This window comes from Helicobacter mastomyrinus (genome assembly GCF_039555295.1).
GTDB classification, from domain to species: Bacteria; Campylobacterota; Campylobacteria; order Campylobacterales; family Helicobacteraceae; genus Helicobacter_C; species Helicobacter_C mastomyrinus.
This window is the reverse complement of sequence record NZ_CP145316.1, coordinates 103213-119622: the sequence shown is the minus strand read 5'-3', so window position 1 is coordinate 119622 and position 16410 is coordinate 103213. Positions and strand designations below refer to the sequence as shown.

General features: G+C 39.1%; 18 protein-coding genes. 5 read left to right on the top strand and 13 right to left on the bottom strand.

What is annotated here, in order from left to right; translation table 11 throughout:
* Positions 1–13: 13 nt before the first annotated feature.
* The 3 genes from V3I05_RS00675 to V3I05_RS00665 all read right to left on the bottom strand — a co-directional run bounded on the left by V3I05_RS00675 (position 14) and on the right by V3I05_RS00665 (position 1757).
* The gene (locus V3I05_RS00675) at positions 14–523 is read right to left on the bottom strand and encodes a NuoB/complex I 20 kDa subunit family protein (RefSeq protein ID WP_295699263.1); all 510 of its coding nucleotides are present in this window, start codon (positions 521–523) and stop codon (positions 14–16) included.
* Positions 505–909 carry an NAD(P)H-quinone oxidoreductase subunit 3 gene (locus V3I05_RS00670; RefSeq protein ID WP_295699265.1) on the bottom strand — a complete coding sequence of 135 codons (405 nt, stop codon included), beginning with the start codon at positions 907–909 and terminating at the stop codon, positions 505–507. The genes V3I05_RS00675 and V3I05_RS00670 overlap by 19 nt, the downstream gene beginning before the upstream one ends.
* Before the next feature lie 131 nt (positions 910–1040).
* Positions 1041–1757, bottom strand: coding sequence for a YebC/PmpR family DNA-binding transcriptional regulator (locus V3I05_RS00665; protein WP_343353693.1), 717 nt, complete (start codon positions 1755–1757; stop codon positions 1041–1043).
* Between the two features lie 152 nt (positions 1758–1909).
* Between V3I05_RS00665 and V3I05_RS00660 the strand changes: the two genes are divergently transcribed.
* Positions 1910–2098, top strand: a complete 189-nt coding sequence (locus tag V3I05_RS00660) for a hypothetical protein (RefSeq protein WP_300448031.1) — start codon at positions 1910–1912, stop codon at positions 2096–2098.
* 63 nt (positions 2099–2161) lie between these two features.
* Here V3I05_RS00660 and V3I05_RS00655 read toward each other — a convergent pair whose 3' ends face one another.
* The 4 genes from V3I05_RS00655 to V3I05_RS00640 all read right to left on the bottom strand — a co-directional run bounded on the left by V3I05_RS00655 (position 2162) and on the right by V3I05_RS00640 (position 5879).
* Positions 2162–3085, bottom strand: coding sequence for a class II fructose-bisphosphate aldolase (locus tag V3I05_RS00655; protein WP_300451267.1), 924 nt, complete (start codon positions 3083–3085; stop codon positions 2162–2164).
* A 27-nt stretch (positions 3086–3112) separates the two neighbouring features.
* Positions 3113–3952 carry a peptidylprolyl isomerase gene (locus tag V3I05_RS00650; protein WP_295699278.1) on the bottom strand — a complete coding sequence of 280 codons (840 nt, stop codon included), beginning with the start codon at positions 3950–3952 and terminating at the stop codon, positions 3113–3115.
* Positions 3953–4368: 416 nt separating this feature from the next.
* Positions 4369–4941, bottom strand: a complete 573-nt coding sequence (locus V3I05_RS00645; protein WP_300448024.1) for an adenylate kinase — start codon at positions 4939–4941, stop codon at positions 4369–4371.
* A gap of 149 nt (positions 4942–5090) precedes the next feature.
* Positions 5091–5879: a histidinol-phosphatase gene (locus V3I05_RS00640; protein WP_300448021.1), complete on the bottom strand. Its 789-nt coding sequence runs from the start codon at positions 5877–5879 to the stop codon at positions 5091–5093.
* 110 nt (positions 5880–5989) lie between these two features.
* Here V3I05_RS00640 and V3I05_RS00635 point away from each other — a divergent pair, with 110 nt between their 5' ends.
* Genes V3I05_RS00635 through hemE form a run of 4 tightly spaced genes read left to right on the top strand, consistent with a single transcriptional unit; the run spans position 5990 to position 9171 of the window.
* Positions 5990–6445 carry an META domain-containing protein gene (locus tag V3I05_RS00635; protein ID WP_295699283.1) on the top strand — a complete coding sequence of 152 codons (456 nt, stop codon included), beginning with the start codon at positions 5990–5992 and terminating at the stop codon, positions 6443–6445.
* Position 6446: 1 nt separating this feature from the next.
* Positions 6447–7028 carry a YigZ family protein gene (locus tag V3I05_RS00630; RefSeq protein WP_300448018.1) on the top strand — a complete coding sequence of 194 codons (582 nt, stop codon included), beginning with the start codon at positions 6447–6449 and terminating at the stop codon, positions 7026–7028.
* 59 nt (positions 7029–7087) lie between these two features.
* The gene (locus tag V3I05_RS00625) at positions 7088–8119 is read left to right on the top strand and encodes an aspartate-semialdehyde dehydrogenase (protein ID WP_295699289.1); all 1032 of its coding nucleotides are present in this window, start codon (positions 7088–7090) and stop codon (positions 8117–8119) included.
* A 29-nt stretch (positions 8120–8148) separates the two neighbouring features.
* Positions 8149–9171, top strand: coding sequence for a uroporphyrinogen decarboxylase (hemE, locus tag V3I05_RS00620; protein WP_343353692.1), 1023 nt, complete (start codon positions 8149–8151; stop codon positions 9169–9171).
* A 467-nt stretch (positions 9172–9638) separates the two neighbouring features.
* Here hemE and V3I05_RS00615 read toward each other — a convergent pair whose 3' ends face one another.
* The 6 genes from V3I05_RS00615 to V3I05_RS00590 all read right to left on the bottom strand — a co-directional run bounded on the left by V3I05_RS00615 (position 9639) and on the right by V3I05_RS00590 (position 16179).
* The gene (locus V3I05_RS00615) at positions 9639–10949 is read right to left on the bottom strand and encodes a hemolysin family protein (RefSeq protein WP_300448012.1); all 1311 of its coding nucleotides are present in this window, start codon (positions 10947–10949) and stop codon (positions 9639–9641) included.
* 58 nt (positions 10950–11007) lie between these two features.
* The gene (locus V3I05_RS00610; protein WP_295699300.1) at positions 11008–12594 is read right to left on the bottom strand and encodes an inorganic phosphate transporter; all 1587 of its coding nucleotides are present in this window, start codon (positions 12592–12594) and stop codon (positions 11008–11010) included.
* Between the two features lie 17 nt (positions 12595–12611).
* Positions 12612–13886, bottom strand: a complete 1275-nt coding sequence (locus tag V3I05_RS00605; RefSeq protein WP_295699301.1) for a TRAP transporter large permease — start codon at positions 13884–13886, stop codon at positions 12612–12614.
* A 10-nt stretch (positions 13887–13896) separates the two neighbouring features.
* On the bottom strand, positions 13897–14514 hold the full coding sequence (locus tag V3I05_RS00600) for a TRAP transporter small permease (RefSeq protein WP_295699302.1): 618 nt from the start codon (positions 14512–14514) through the stop codon (positions 13897–13899).
* 20 nt (positions 14515–14534) lie between these two features.
* Positions 14535–15542, bottom strand: a complete 1008-nt coding sequence (locus tag V3I05_RS00595; protein ID WP_295699303.1) for a DctP family TRAP transporter solute-binding subunit — start codon at positions 15540–15542, stop codon at positions 14535–14537.
* A gap of 139 nt (positions 15543–15681) precedes the next feature.
* Complete coding sequence (locus V3I05_RS00590) at positions 15682–16179, bottom strand: DUF4149 domain-containing protein (protein ID WP_295699304.1); 498 nt, start codon at positions 16177–16179, stop codon at positions 15682–15684.
* Positions 16180–16410 lie beyond the last annotated feature (231 nt).

Sequence of the window (16410 nt, the reverse complement as noted above, 5' to 3'; positions counted from 1 at the left end):
TCCTTAGATTGCATTACACAAGTCGCTTTTGTAGATTCTGTGGCAGAGCCTTTTGTCTGCGAATCTTTTGTTGCAGCACCATAATGGCGTATTGCAAGGTTTCAGGGCGAGGCGCACAGCCGGGCAAGTAGATATCCACAGGTATGATTCTATCCACGCCTTGCACAGTGGAGTAGGTATTAAACATACCGCCGGTATTGGCACAACTACCCATAGAAATCACCCATTTGGGTTCTGGCATTTGGTCATAAAGTCTGCGGACAAACTCGGCGTGTTTTTTAGTAACTGTGCCTGATACAATCATTAAATCTGCTTGTCTAGGAGAAGCACGGAAGATTGTCCCAAACCTATCAAGGTCAAAGCGACTACCACCTGTAGCCATCATCTCAATCGCACAACAGGCTAAACCATAAGTTAACCCCCATAATGAATTACTTCGCCCCCAATTGAGTAGTTTATCCACACTGCTAAGGGCGATAGGCAAACCGCCACTTTGTGCGTAATTTATTTGATGTCTTGCCACGATAGAACTCCTTTTTTCCACGCATAGATAAAGCCTATAACGAGTAATCCAATGAAACTTAGCATTTCTATAAACACAAAGCTGCCAAGCCCGATATGTGCAAAATATTTAAAATTAATCGCCCAAGGTAGCATAAAAATCACTTCAATATCAAAAAGAATAAAAAGTAGAGCGAGGATAAAAAAATGCGTGGAGATTTTGTTTGGCTGTTTGTTAGGCGTGGGACCGCATTCATAGGTAGAGAGTTTGAGCTTTTCTCTATCTTTTTTAGCAAGCTTACGTGAAAGAATGCGCTGCAATCGAAGCGTGAGGGTAAAAGCAACGCAAGTGAGGACAAATAATACAAACACACCAAAATAGGGGTGTTCAAATGCAGAATGAGTCATTTTTTCCCTTTTGTTGTTTCATTGGAAAAATTGTAATGTATAGATTCTAACAAAAGGGCTATTTGGTAAAAAAATACTTTACAAATAGAGAAAAAAGGTTACTTTTTTACTCTCAATAAGGCTTATTTATGCTAACTGATATTTGTATAAACCGCCTGAACATCGTCATCTTCCTCGATTTTATCAAGTAGTTTTTCAATTTCTTGCATTTGGGCTTCATCAAGGGTAATGGGTGAGGTTGGAATTCTCTGCAGGATGGCTTTAAGGATTGGAATCTGCAAGGATTCAAAGCCTTCATTGAGTGTGCCAAAATCTTTATAATCTCCATAGGCGGTATAATACGCACCTTGCTCATCTTCTGCGCTTTCTAGTTCCTCTAAACCATAATCAATAAGGGCTAATTCTATCTCTGCTACATCTTTATCTGTGCGAAATACAAACACACTTTTTCGCGCAAACATAAAGTCGATAGAGCCATTGGTAAGGATACTTGCATTGGGCGTTTTGTTAAAATAGCTTTTGATATTAGCAATAGTGCGTGTGGGATTGTCTGTCGTGCATTCGATAAATATAAGTACACTATAGGCTGCCTTGCCCTCATAAGTGATTTCGCTAAAGGTGCCATCTTTGCCACTTGCGCGTTTGATAGCCGCATCGATATTGTCTTTTGGCATATTTTGTGCCTTAGCATTGGCAATAGCCGTGCGGAGCTTAGCATTCATCGCAGGGTCTCCCCCACCTTCCTTAGCGGCGACAGTAATGGCTTTTGCAAGTTTGGGAAAGACTTTGCTCATCTTGTCCCATCGTTTTTCTTTAGCTGCGCGGCGATATTCAAATGCTCGTCCCATACGAATCCTTGTGCATTGATATAAAGATGGGATTATAGCAATATTAAGATAAAATAATAACTTACACATCAATCTTTAAGCACTGTAAGATTTTCTCCTTCAACCTATAAGCAATGATATAATCTTTATATCTTTAAGGTAAAAAGAGATTTATGTTTTTGGACTTGAGGGATGAAAGGTATTCTCAAATAGAAGAGGAAAAATCTTTTCACCTTTGGGGTATTATATTTGGAATGGAAGGAGATGAGTGGGGTGGGGGGCGTGAAGAAGTTGGTTTTGGATATACCTTATTATTTCCTGTGATGTCTAAAAATAAGCAATTCTATATTCTTTTGCAGTGATTATCAAAGTGAGTTTTTAGGGCTTAGAATCTTGGAACGCATATATTTATGGGAGAAAAAAGTCTATATCTTTTGTGCGCTTCCTAAGATTCCCATACGTTCAACCATTACTTTAATTACAGATTCCATAGCTGGAGTAAAAAACTTGCGCAAATCAAATTGCGTATTGTCCGCATTTGCCACTCTCCGCACTTCTGCTATAAAGGCAATGCGCAAATCTGTATCGATATTAACTTTATTAATCCCGCCCTTAATGGCTTCCTGCAAGAACTCAAAAGGCACTCCCCTACTCCCCTTTAAATCCCCACCTGTAGCTAAAAATGCCTCTCTCACATATTCGGGAATAGCGCTCGCTCCGTGTAAAACAAGTGGGATATTTGTGCGTCTTTTTACTTCTTGTAATCGTTCAAAATCAAGCTTTGGCTCACCTTTAAACTTAAATGCCCCGTGGCTTGTGCCAATAGCAGGAGCGAGATAATCAACTTTCGTAGCTTTCACAAACTCCTCTGCCTCATCAGGATTAATCAGCACCGCATCTTTTTCACTCACAGAGATATTATCTTCAATCCCCATAAGTCGCCCTAACTCCGCCTCTACACTCACGCCCTTAGAATGTGCGTATTCTACAACCTCTTTTGTAAGGGCGAGATTTTCTTCAAAAGGGTGATGAGAGGCATCAATCATCACAGAGGTAAACCCCGCATCAACAGCCTTCTTGCAAGATTCAAAGCTCGTGCCGTGGTCGAGATTAAGCGCCACAGGGATATGCGGATAGCGATTAGAGAGAATCTTTAGCATTCCCACTGCCATATCAATCCCCATATATTTAATCGCCCCTTCACTTGCCTGCACAATAATAGGGGATTTGGCTATATCTGCTGCCACAAAAATGCTATTTAGCATCTCAAAATTAACAAAGTTAAATGCTCCTACACCATAGCCCTCTTTATGTGCTTTGAGCAATATCTCGCTCCCGGAAACTAACATATTCCCTCCTTAGGTAATTTTATATGTTTATTTTGTGATTTCAATTTTAGCTTTTTGTCGCAATGCCTGAATTTTTTGCATCATACCCTCTCTTACGTTTTGCGCCCTGATTTCGTTTTCTATACTTTTTTTTGCCTCATCATACGGAACAATTTTTGGCTCACTTTTACGCTCTAAGTAGATTATGTGATAGCCAAAAGGAGTATGCACAGGTTCTTTACTATATGTGCCGGGTTTCAAGTCAAAGGCAGCCTTTGAAAAATCAGGGTGCATCATAGAGCGTTGAAATACACCCAAATCACCACCATTTTTTTGCTGCTGTGAAGCAGGATCGATAGATTTTTGATTGGCAAGTTCGATAAACTTCGCTTCTACTTTGCCTTTTGATGCCTTATCAAGCTCTTTAATGATATTCTTCGCTTCTGCTTCAGTTTTTACAAGAATATGCCTTGCCTTACCTTCCTGATTGATGAAAAGCCCTTCATTTTCTTGATAAATTTTGCGAATCTGCGCATCATTCATATTTGGCACCTGAATGCTATCGGCTTGTTGTTTTGTCCATAAGTCAATAAGCAGATTATCTTTTATGTTATTGACGACATCAATATATTCCTTTGAGGTGTCAAGCTTTTCTTGTTTTGCGGCTTTAATCATAAGCTGCCTATTTACAAGCTCATTAATAAACATCTCTTTTTCCTGTTCAGAGAGTTTGCTGTAGTTAAAGTTTGGGATATTCTGTTCAAGAATCTTTATATCTTTATCCGTAATTGCTTTGCCATCGACAGTTGCATAAGTTTTTGCATATACAGATGTTGCGCATATTAAAAAAAATCCCACACAGATTTGCTTATTGAGCTGTAGTTTCATAGTTCTCTCCACTAATTATTAAGATAAGCGCGATTGTAACAATTAAAGCTAAATAAATTGTAAGAAAACGATTGCTTTTTATCAAACAAAAAACAAATAGGTAGGATTCTAAATTTATTTATTTTAATTTATATGAAATTAAACGTAAAGAGCATACATAAAGTTTTTAAGATAGACTTGGATTGCTCTCATTCTGCACTTGCAAACCTTTTAAGGCATTAACTTATGATGCAGAGAGGGTAATTTGACTTAGGCAATATACAAGTGAGAATGAGATTATACTAAGGTCTCTTTATTTTAAATGACACTGTATTGCAGCATCTTTGAATAGGCTTAAGGTATCCCTTTGCTGCTATGGAGAAAATGTTTCCTCTTAATTTAAAAGTAAATTACACATAAGAGCTTGAGGATTTGTATTAGATTTTACTTTTCACAAATGTTTCCATTTCGCTCACAATTTCTTCGATACTACGTTCCCCATTAATCTTATGCAGCACTTTTGATTGTGTGTAGAATGCTTGTATTTCTGTTAATGGTGAGAGATAGACTTGCATACGATTATTGAATACCTCTGCATTATCATCAGCTCCTCTTGCACGCCCCAATACCCTGTCTCGTGCGACTGCTTCGCTTACTTGCACTTCAATAACACTTATAAGTTCTACTTGATTTTGAGATTTTAGCTTTTCATCTAAGGCTTGCATTTGCTCCACGCTGCGAGGATAGCCATCAATAATGATTACATCTTTAGGCGCATTGGCTAGGGCATTGACGATGGTGCTTACCACAATATCAAGCGGCACAAGATTCCCCTTGCTGATAAAACTATCAATGATCTTTCCCTGCTCACTTCCACTTGCCACTTCTTCACGGAGTAGGTCTCCGGTAGAGTAATGCACGATAGAATCTGTATTGTGTTGTGCGATAAGTTGTGCATCTGTTGTCTTACCAGAGCCGGGTGCGCCGATAATTAAAAACAATTTTTTCATTTTGTCTCCTTCAAATTAAAAATTAAAATGTCTAAAATTTAATATTTAGTTCTGTATAGGGAGGTTTGATTATACTTTTTTAAATCTTAAGAAAAGCTAGTGGTGCTTTGAAGTATTCTGAAAAATTATGCAATGTGAGTATAAAAAACCTAAAAAACTACCTTGATGGGCTGTTTTTCCGAGAAATAAAGAGCGTGGGTGTAGCCCACACTTTTTGCTAAAGCGCATAAATCATTATATCTAAAGCCAATGTGTTCTACACTATGGGCGTCCGAACCAAAGGTAATATCGATACCTTTTTGAAAGGCTTTTTCTAAGATAAATGCGCTAGGATAGCATTCTTTAATAGGTTTGCGCCACCCAGCAGCGTTAAGCTCGATAGCCAAATGATTATCGGCGATAGATTCTAAGGCGCGATTGAGATAGGGTATTTGAGAATCAGGCATAGTATGTCCAAAGAGTTTGAGCAAATCTAAATGTCCTACGATTTGAAAAAAGCCTGTTTGCGCCATTTGAGCGATGGAGCATAGATATTCACTCCAGCATTGCTCGATGTCGCGTTTAGCGTATTCGCCTATAAACGCAGGATTATCAAAGCCCCAAGATTCTAAAAAATGCACGGAGCCAATGAGATAATCAAAAGGCTGTGATAAAAGTGAAGATTCTATCAAATCCTCTCTATGTAGGATATAGTCGACTTCTAAGGCGCTTAGAATGGTAATTTTATCTTTAAATTTTTCCTGCAAACGGGTGATTTCTCTAAGATATTGGGGGAGTTCTGCCAGATTCATACGATATGCCTCATCAAATGCCATAGGTGCGTGGCAGGAGAAGCCAAAAATATCAATATTTTGTGCGATGGCTTGAATGATATATTCCTCCATTGTGCCTGTAGCGTGGCGACAAAGGGCAGTGTGATTATGTAAATCAATGTGCATAAATATCATTCCTTGCTGATTTGTGGGTATGTGTTTGCAAAGGGATTCTATAATGCTTTACTTATAAATGGCTTAGAATAGGCAAAATTTAAAGTATTTGGGTGAAAACAATGAAGTATGTTTTTAAGATTACAATATGCGCTATGACGGCTTTGATAGTAATGAGTGGGTGCTTTGTGGATTTAGTGCGACAAGAGAATAAAGAAGCGCTGTTAGAGTCAAGTAAGCAATGGTATGTATACAAGATTCTTTATCAAAATGGGCGTGAATTTACACCTATATGGGAGCAAGCCAAGTCGAGTATGAGCTTTGATGTAGATGAAAATCGTATCTTTGGCGTGAGTGTATGCAATAATTATTTTGCAACTTTTGCCTTGAGTGGCAAAAAACTAAAAGTGAGCAATAGTGGCTCATCACGTCGTATATGCTTCCCCCACGAGAGCGCGGAATATGAATATTATTTTCTAAAAGCCTTGGAGGGAGATTTTATTGTGCGTAAAAAAGGTAATCAAATGCAGTTAGAAGGCAAAGAGGCAACATATTATCTCAAATTAATTGAAGATTAAAATGAAAATGCTTCTTTCTCAAGCACAGGGTAGTTTTGAGAGTAAGGGTTCAAAGTTTTTAAGCTTTTTAACACCTTTTGGTGAATTTGACACTTTATATAAAAATTTGCGACAAGAACACACAAAGGCGGCGCATTTTGTTCGTGCGAGTCGGCATTTGAATGAATATCAGCATATTATAGAATCTTTTGATGATGATAGAGAGCCAAAGGGGAGTAGCGGTATACCAAGCTTGAATGTGTTACGTGGGGAGGAGCTTATTAATGTGGGGGTGGTGGTTGTGCGCTATTTTGGTGGGCAGCTTTTGGGCGTTGGTGGGCTAGTGAGAGCATATACGGCAGCTGTGCAAAATACCATAGAAATGGCTCAAACACAGCATTTATTGCAAACATTTGTAATGAGTGAAAGTATAACATTACAAATTGCCTATAATCAACTTTCCTTGTGTGAGTATGAGGCACAAAAAATGGGTTTGAAGGTTTATAAAGATTCGTTTTTAGCAAATGGGGTGAGGCTTAGAATAGAGGGTGAAAAAAGTGCTTTGGAGACACTTTTAGCTAAGAGATTTATGGAAGATTCTTAATTATCCATTAATTGAAAAATCTTTGTTACACTGCAATATATTTGTGAAAAGGATTGGCTTTGAAAAAATATATAGTCGCTGTGGTAGGTGCAAGTGGGGCTGTTGGCGAGGAGATTTTTAGAGTTTTGGAGGAATGTAAGTTCCCTGTGGCGAGGATTGTGCCATTAGCAAGTAAGCGTAGTGTGAGTAAGGAGATAGAGTTTGATTCACAAACGTATAAAATACAAGAGACAACACACGAAATTTTTGCTAAAGAAAATGTAGAGATAGCCTTTTTTTCAGCAGGAGGCAAGGTAAGCGCAGAGTTTGCACCAAGTGCAGTAAGAGCTGGAGCGGTAGTGATAGATAATACAAGCCATTTCCGTATGGATAGTGATGTGCCACTTGTCGTGCCTGAAGTGAATGCGGAGGATATTAAGGAATGGCGCAAAAAGGGGATTATTGCTAATCCTAATTGCTCTACGATTCAAATGGTGCAAATCCTTGCACCCTTGCATAAGGTATTTGGCATAAAACGTGTAGATGTAAGCACCTATCAAGCAGCAAGTGGAGCGGGCAAACGCGGTATGGAGGAGCTTGTAATGCAAATGCAGGCATTTTTTGCCTTTAAGCTTGATGAGGCGGCGGCTGAAGTATTTCCCCATCGTTTGGCTTTTAATGTGATTCCACATATTGATGTATTTATGCCAAATGACTACACCAAAGAGGAAATGAAAATGATTAATGAAACACATAAGATTATGCACGTCTCTTTCCCTGTGAGTGCTACTTGTGTGCGTGTGCCGGTTTTACGCAGTCATAGTGAATCTGTTACGATTGTATTTGAAAAGAAAGTTGATGTAAAAAAAATTCGCGAGCTTCTCGTGCAGTCCTCTAATGTAGTGCTTTGTGATGATCCAGAGCGCAAACTCTATCCTATGCCAAGCTTTGCAAGTGAGACAGACCAAACATACGTAGGGCGCATACGTGCAGATAATTTTGATAAACATATTGTGCATTTATGGTGTGTAGCAGACCAGATTCGCGTAGGAGCGGCAACAAATGCAGTGAGAATCGCTCAAAAGTGGATTGAAATGCAAGAGAATAAATAATAAAAAAACAAAGTTAAAAGGTGGCAGGAATGATTTTTATCGATGCGTGTTTTAGGAAGCCCACACCCTATACGCCTATATGGCTTATGCGACAGGCTGGACGCTATTTGAGTGAATATAGGCAAACTCGCACAAAGGCAGGGAGCTTTTTAGATTTATGTAAAAATGTGGAGCTTGCTACAGAGGTAACGCTTCAGCCCATAGAGATTTTAGATGTTGATGCGGCGATTTTATTTAGTGATATTTTAGTAGTGCCGATGGAGATGGGGCTGCCACTGGAGTTTTTAGCCGGTGAGGGACCACATTTTCAAAGAACAGTCAGCACGATGGAGGATATAAATGCTTTAAGTGAGAGGGCATATACACGTCTTAATTATGTCTATGATGCGGTAAGTGCTATCCGCGCCAAGCTCCCTAAAGATAAGGCACTCATAGGATTTTGTGGTTCTCCTTGGACGTTGGCTACCTATATGATTGAAGGGCAGGGGAGTAAAACATATACAAAGAGCAAGGCTATGTTATATAAAGAGCCACAGATTCTAAGAGCATTGCTTGAGAGATTAAGCGAGGAGTTGAAATACTATTTGGAGAGGCAGATTCTCGCTGGGGCAAATGCAGTGCAAATCTTTGATAGCTGGGCAGCTGCGTTAGAATGTGAGGCGTATATGGAATTTAGTTGGAAATATATGAAAGATATCGCCTCATATCTTAAGGCGAAATATCCGCATATCCCTGTTATGCTTTTCCCTAAGGGGATTGCGGGGTATTTAGATAAAATCGATGGGGTATTTGATGTTTTTGGTGTGGATTGGAGCACACCTATGAATCTTGCTCAAGCAAAGTTAGGAGGAAAATATGTTTTGCAGGGGAATTTAGAGCCATCAAGATTGTATGATATAGAATCTATGGAGAGAAGTGTAGATGAGATTCTCTCCATAATGGGCAAAAAGCCCGGACATATCTTTAATTTAGGGCACGGAATGCTCCCTGATTTACCACGTGAAAATACTATCGCGCTTGTAAAAATGGTGAGGGATAAAAGTAGGCGATAAGCACTTGAAGTCAAAATTAATAATTTTTTTGGTGAGCGCATAATGTCTCGCTTTTATAAGCAAAAATAAAAACGAAATAACATTATTTTAATGTTGGTTTAGTTGTAGGGGGCATTGTTATACTGCTTGTTTGTAAAATATGACACGATTTTCTTTGGTTACGGCAGGAAATTTGCCTATAAAAGTGTAAAAAGGCAGTAATGCTGCGATTGTCTTAATGAGATATTCTTTTTCCGTATTGGCGGGGTTGTAAGCGGTGCTCTCAATCAAGCCTTAAAAAAGAAGAGCCATCTAATGCGTTGCAAAATGTGGATATTTTGCATTCGTATTGGTTGAAATGCAATTTTTGTTTGGACGTGATTGCTGGATTACTAAAGGGGTAGCCTACTAGTGTTAAATAATGTCTCATACACCCTTCTATAAAGCTAAAGCCCCTTCTTTTGAATGGACTTTGGAAACTTAATGATTTATGCCACTTCTAGCAAAGTAACTTTTAGCTTTTTAATCCTCGCTCCGTCCATTTCAAGCACTTCAAAAGTAAAATGCTCATCGTTGATTTTGTCCTTTACCACAGGAAGTCGCCCTAGTAAGCCAAATACATAGCCGCCTATGGTAATATGGTCATTTGTATTGCTAAAAGCAATGCTAAATCTCTCCTCAATACTCTCTAGCTCAAGTTTGCCATCAAACTCATATGTATGTGCGTCAATTTGCCTCATATCCTCGATTTTTAAATCGTGTTCATCGCTAATATCGCCGATTATCTCCTCGATAATATCCTCCATCGTTAGAAGCCCTGAAGTGCCGCCATATTCGTCGACAACGAGTGCAGTATGGACTTGCTGACGATTCATAGTGTTGAGAATCTGCGAGATATGGGCTGTTTCTGGCACGATAATCATATTTCTTACAAGCTTTGAGAGATTATGCTCCCCGCCTTTAAAAGTGTTTTCAAATAAATCGCGGATATGTATCATACCTAAGATATTATCCTTAGAATCTTGGTAGTAGGGATAACGTGTGTGATTAGTCTGCAGGACGATTTCAATATTTTTTTCATAGTTATCTTGGGCATTGAGGCATATCATATCTTTGCGTGGGGTCATAATCTCTTTAGCAAGGGTATCGGAGAAATCTACTGCATTTTTGATAATCTCTCCTTCGATAGAATCTAAATATCCACCCTTAAGGCTTTCTCCTACGATGATTTTTAGCTCTTCATCTGAATGTGCCCTTTCATTTTCGTGTGCAGGGGTGATATGGATAAGCTTTAAGAAAAATGCCGCGAGCAAATCAAAAAGCTTAACAAAAGGAGAAAAGATAATCCAAAAAGTATAGAGAGGTCGTGCGACAAAAAGCACCACAGATTCAGTTTTAGCAATGGCAATAGATTTTGGTACAAGCTCACCTAGCACGACGTGCAGGAGTGTTACCAATATAAAGGCAATCACTGAAGCGATGGAATGCACGAGAAAGGGTGAAGATTCTAAGAGATAATGAAAGGGCAGGGCGATGAGATTAGCAAAGGCATTTTCACTCACCCACCCAAGCGCCAAAGAAGCAAAGGTGATACCAAGCTGTGTAGCACTGAGATAGGTATCGAGTGAATTAGTCATCTTTAAGGCGAGAGAGGCATTTTTTACATCATTATTGGCAAGTTCCTCTAGCTTGGATTTTCGAATTTTAACAATTGCAAACTCTGATAGCACAAAAAAAGCATTAAGAAAGACTAAAAACAATGCTAGGATAAGCATTAAAACCGACGAATACGGGTCCAAAAATTCTCCTTAAGAAAAATGAAGATTTGAATTGTAATCAATCAAATCTTTTAAAATACTAAAGTTCAAAACCAGCACTAATAATTATATAGTATGTCAATGCTCCAAGTAGCGCAGACATAGGCACAGTAATAAGCCAAGAAGCGATAATTTTATTAATCGCACTGCGCTTAACAAGCTCTTGTTTGTAGGCTTTTTTGAGTGATTTGCGCTCTTTTCTATCAAGACGTGGCAGCATTTTAAGCTTATCATTGCTTTTTAATGCCTCAAGCATTAAGCCCTTTTTCTTAATACTTGCCTTATTGAATCTTTCTAAAAAAGCTTCTACCTCTTGCGCGTCCTTGCCTTTGTGGGCTTCTATGATGGTTTGCTGCATTTCATAATAGCGCTTTTTGAGATATTCGCGCAAAAATCCTACACCAAAAATTGCTCCAAGTGCAATATGCGTAGAGCTTACCGGTAATCCTAGCTGCGAGGCAAGCAGCACGGTTAAAGCTGCACTCATAGCGATACAAAATGCCCTCATTTTGTCCAACTCTGTAATTTCACTTCCTACAGTGCGAATAAGGCGAGGACCATAAAGGGCTAAACCAAGTGAAATACCAAGCCCCCCGATAATCATAATCCACAAAGGCACACCGGCTTTTGCAGAGGGTAGGGAATCTAGATTTTGAAGTGTTTCATTAATAGCAGCAAGAGGTCCAATGGCATTAGCCACATCATTTGCCCCGTGAGCGAAGCTTAGAAGGGCAGCTGCAAAAATAAGTGGGATAGTAAAAAGGGAGTTAATATCTTCTTTTGTATTTAGGAGAGAATCTGCCTTTTTTGCCACAATGGGACGCACGGTGAAATATACAATGATGGCAATAATAAAGCTAATAGCCACAGATACGCCAATATCGAGGATAGGCAGGACTTTCTTTAATCCTTTAAGGATAAGATAAAGGCTAAAAGCCCAAGTCATCACAAAAATGAGGATAGGCACCACCTTTTTAGCAGCTTCACGTTTGTTTTCTTTATAGGTAATGCTTTTTTTAATGATAATAAGAAAAATGACGGCGATAATACCGCCAAGCACAGGGGAAATAATCCAACTAGAAGCAATGCGTAAAAGCTCTATCCAATTTACTACATCAATGCCACCAGCCACAATGCCAGCACCCAAGATTCCCCCTACAAGCGAATGTGTAGTAGATACAGGTGCACCAATGGCAGTAGCTAAATGCAGCCATACTGCCCCAGAAAGTAAGGCAGCAAGCATAAGAGAGACAAATATACGTGGTTCTAAAATTTGCTTAGAATCTATAATGCCGGATTTAATAGTTTCCACCACCTCGCCCCCAGCAATGATTGCCCCCATAGCTTCACAAATAGCCGCGATAATGATTGCCCCCACAAGCGTAATAGCGTGAGAGCCAACAGCTGGTCCCACATTGTTTGCTACATCATTTGCACCAATATTCATAGCCATATAGCCGCCGATGATGGTAGCAAATACAAGCAGAAGTGTGTTATGTCCTGTGTGAGCAAAAATGGCTACAAGTGAAATGATTAAGAAAAAAATAAGCACAACAAAAAGCTTTGCGCCATCTTTGCGATTAAAACTCTGCGCTTTTTCAATATGCTTAATGTCTTTAAAATCCATAAACCCTCCTTTAGGTTTCAGTTGATTTGATTAGGAAGCCAAAGCGAAATTTGAGGGATATATGTTATTAAGAGTAAGCCTACTAGCATAACAACAAGCCAGGGTAAAACAGATATAGTTACATCTTTAAGGCTTAAGCCTGTGAGTGAACTTGCCACAAAAAGATTTAACCCCACAGGTGGCGTAAGCATACCTAGCTCCATATTGACAACCATCACAATGCCAAAATGTATAGGGTCAATGCCAAGCGCTATGGCAATAGGTAAGAGTAAAGGAGTCATAATCATAATAACAGAACTAGGTTCCATAAATTGCCCCATAATAAATAATACAACATTGACAAGAATGAGGAACATCCACCAACTCATTTGCTGTCCTACGAGGAATTCTGCAATAAGATGAGGGATTCTCTCATTGGTGAGAAAATGAGCAAACACTACTGCAAAGCCGATGATAAAAAATATCATTGCAGTGGTGATTGCCGCATCTAAAAACACGGCATAGAGATCTTTAAATTTGATGTCTTTATATACAAAAACGGAGATGATAAACGCATATACAGCACTAATGCCCGCTGCTTCTGTGGCAGTAAATATACCACCATAAATACCGCCAATAATGACAAAAATGATAAGTAAAGCCCAAAAGGCTTCGTGGAATTTTTTAAAGCGCAAGGCAAAACTTTCGGGCACACTAGCCTTAAATCCTAATCTTTTTGCTCCTATATAAGCATATAGCATCATCATTGTACCAATCATTAACCCCGGAATAATGCCAGCCATAAAAAGTTTTTCAATGGAAACTTCAGCGGTAACCCCATAGACAATCATCACCACAGAAGGCGGAATGAGAATTCCTAAACTTCCCGCAGAGGTAATCGCCCCCACAGCATAGCTTTTAGGGTATCCTGCATTTTTGATAGCTAAAAACATTACTGAACCAACCGCCACCACGGTAGCAGGAGAGCTACCACTTACCGCAGCAAAGATGATACAGGCTAAAATCGCACTGATAGGCAATCCACCGGGTAAATGCCCCACAAGAGACTTTGCAAAATCCACAATACGTTGCGCTGAACTTCCCTTGCTCATAAGTGAGCCTGCCAAGATAAACATAGGAATTGCCATAAGAGCAGGTTTTAAGCCATTGAACATAATCTCTGCTGAGCCTACGACATTATAAGAAGTGAATATAAAAAGCGCACTCACAGCGCTAACACCCAAGGCAATGCTCACAGGTACGCCTATGAGAAGCAAACCAAACAACACTAATAATAAATACGCAACACTCATTTATACCCCGCTAATCTTTGATAACAGAATCGTGTATCATTTCACTTTCTGCATTTTTTACGACCTTGTCCGCTTGTGTCCAAGACACTTCGTAGATTTTTTCGATTGAGCGATAAGTCGCGCCAAAAAAAGCTAATGGCAAACAAAGCAGAAAAATCCATAATGGGACATTATGTAATGCCTCACTCATATAGCCAATACGATAATTATCATAGCATACCATAGCCCCAGCATAAGTCATAAAAGCAAGAAAAAGAGAATTTAGGGTATGTATGCCAATCATACAGGCTTTAGCGAGTTTAGGAGGGAATCGCTCTAAGAGCATAGTAACGCTGATATGCACACCTTTTCTGAATCCATAAGCCGCACCAAAAAGAGCTGACCACAAAAAGCAATATCGAGCGATTTCTTCCGCCCAAGTGAGTGAAAGATGGAAAAATTCGGGAAAAAGCCCCGTGAGATAGCGGCAAAATACATTTATAGCGGTGATTAAGACACCCACAAGTAAGCCAACTACGGCGATATTTTTATTAATAGAGGCGATGATAGTGTCTAAAATGGCGAAAATTCTATGCACCTGTGAACTATGGTGTGCCCACACAAATGGTTTGGCAATCCAAGAAAGCATTATGAAGCCTTATCCTTTAATTACTGCACTTGCAAAACTTTTTCAATTAAATCCTGTCCTACAAGCTCATAAAACTTTGGATAAATTGCTTGCATTTTTTCCTTCCATTGAGCGACTTGCTCATCTGTAAGTTCTATTATTTCTGTTTTTGTAGCATCATCTTTTTTAAGCTTATCTAGTAACACTTTTTCTTCTTTAGCACTTTGGGTGCGTTCAAACTCTGTAGCCTCGTGAAGCGCTTGTTTGAATATTTCTTTTAAATCATCAGGGAGCTGTTTCCAAAATCCATCGCTTACTACGACAAGATAGCCTAAATAACCGTGATTTGAAAGCGTAATAGAGCTTTGCACTTCGTAAAATTTAGAATTGTAAAGATTAGAGAGGGGATTTTCAGCTGCATCAACAACACCTGTGGAAAGTGCGGAATACACCTCGCTAAAAGGTAAAACTTGTGGAATCGCCCCTAATGCTTTTGTTTGCTCCTCAAGCACTTTTGAACTCATAATCCTCATTTTTTGCCCCTTAGCGTCCTCGGGGATAATAATAGGTTTTTTATTTGTGCTAAATTGTTTGAATCCTGCGTCCCAATAATTAAGCGCGACAATACCTCGCTTAGAAATAATATCTTTGAGAATCTGTCCTACCTCGCCGTCCATAACCTTATGTAAATGCTCTGTGTCACGGAATAAGAAAGGTATATCCCAAATGTTAAATTCCTTTGCGATAGGAGTAAATTTTGAAAAGCTTGGTGCTGCCATTTGCACATTGTTGCGCGATAATTCTTGGAATACCTTATCATCATCGACAAGCTGTGCGCTAGGGAAAACTTCTACTTTGATTTTACCCTGGCTTAGCTCATCTACACGTTTAGCGAAAAAATCAGCAGCTTGTCCCTTAGGCGTGTTTGCACTCACCACGTGAGCAAATTTGACTTTATATACATCTTGTTGTTGCGTTTTATTCTCGCCACAACCCCAAAAGGCTATGCTTATTGCACTTATGAATGCAAGGATTGAGATTTTTTTCATAATATCTCCTGTAGTTTTATTTGCGTTTTACTATTACGAAGATTCCTTAATGATATATACAGAAGTTTATTGTTTTTTGTGTAAAAATAAAATTCCTGTGTAGTTTATAAACAGATTCTGCTTTTTGTCATTGTGTTGTCTAAGAGCGTGGGCGGGTGGTGATAATCCCTCTCCACAAGGCAGATATGCTTAATGTAAAAAGTAAGATTTTAAATACTAACTCGCTTTGTTTGTGCATAGAGCTAAACGCGTCATTGTTGATAGTTCCTTGCGCTTGAGCCTCCATAATAAAAGGTGTGTAATAGAGCGTGAAAAGGAAAATCAAAATAACATTAATCCCACCAAGCAGTAGCCAAAACCTGCGTTGTGCGCTACAAGCAAATTGTTTAGCAAAAACAAAACCAGCTAACTCATAGACAATAATCACAATAGCAAGGAAATTGAAGTAGTTATTGCACTTGAGGAAAATCTGTCCCATAATCAAGCCACTATCGCTAACGCTCAGTGCGGGTACAGAGTTTGCAGCTCCAAATATCGCAGCTGCTGCAAATGCAGATGTCATAATGCAGCCCACACCAATACTTAGCAAAAAGACATAAAATGCATCAAGTGTGCGGAAGATGCTGTGAAGTTTCATAGAGTCTCCTTAATTTTTGATTTTCATTATTGTATTTGAAAAAATTAAATTGCGATATTTCATATCTTAAAAACCTTTTTGGCTCATATTAATCCTCTTTAGAATCTGACCCCGTATTATCGCGTGATACCTCGCTGCTTGCACATTTTGAATATATTGGCATAAGTAAAAAGCTTATATAAAGCTTAATCTCTTAAGAGCTGATATATGAGCACTGACCACACCGGGCTT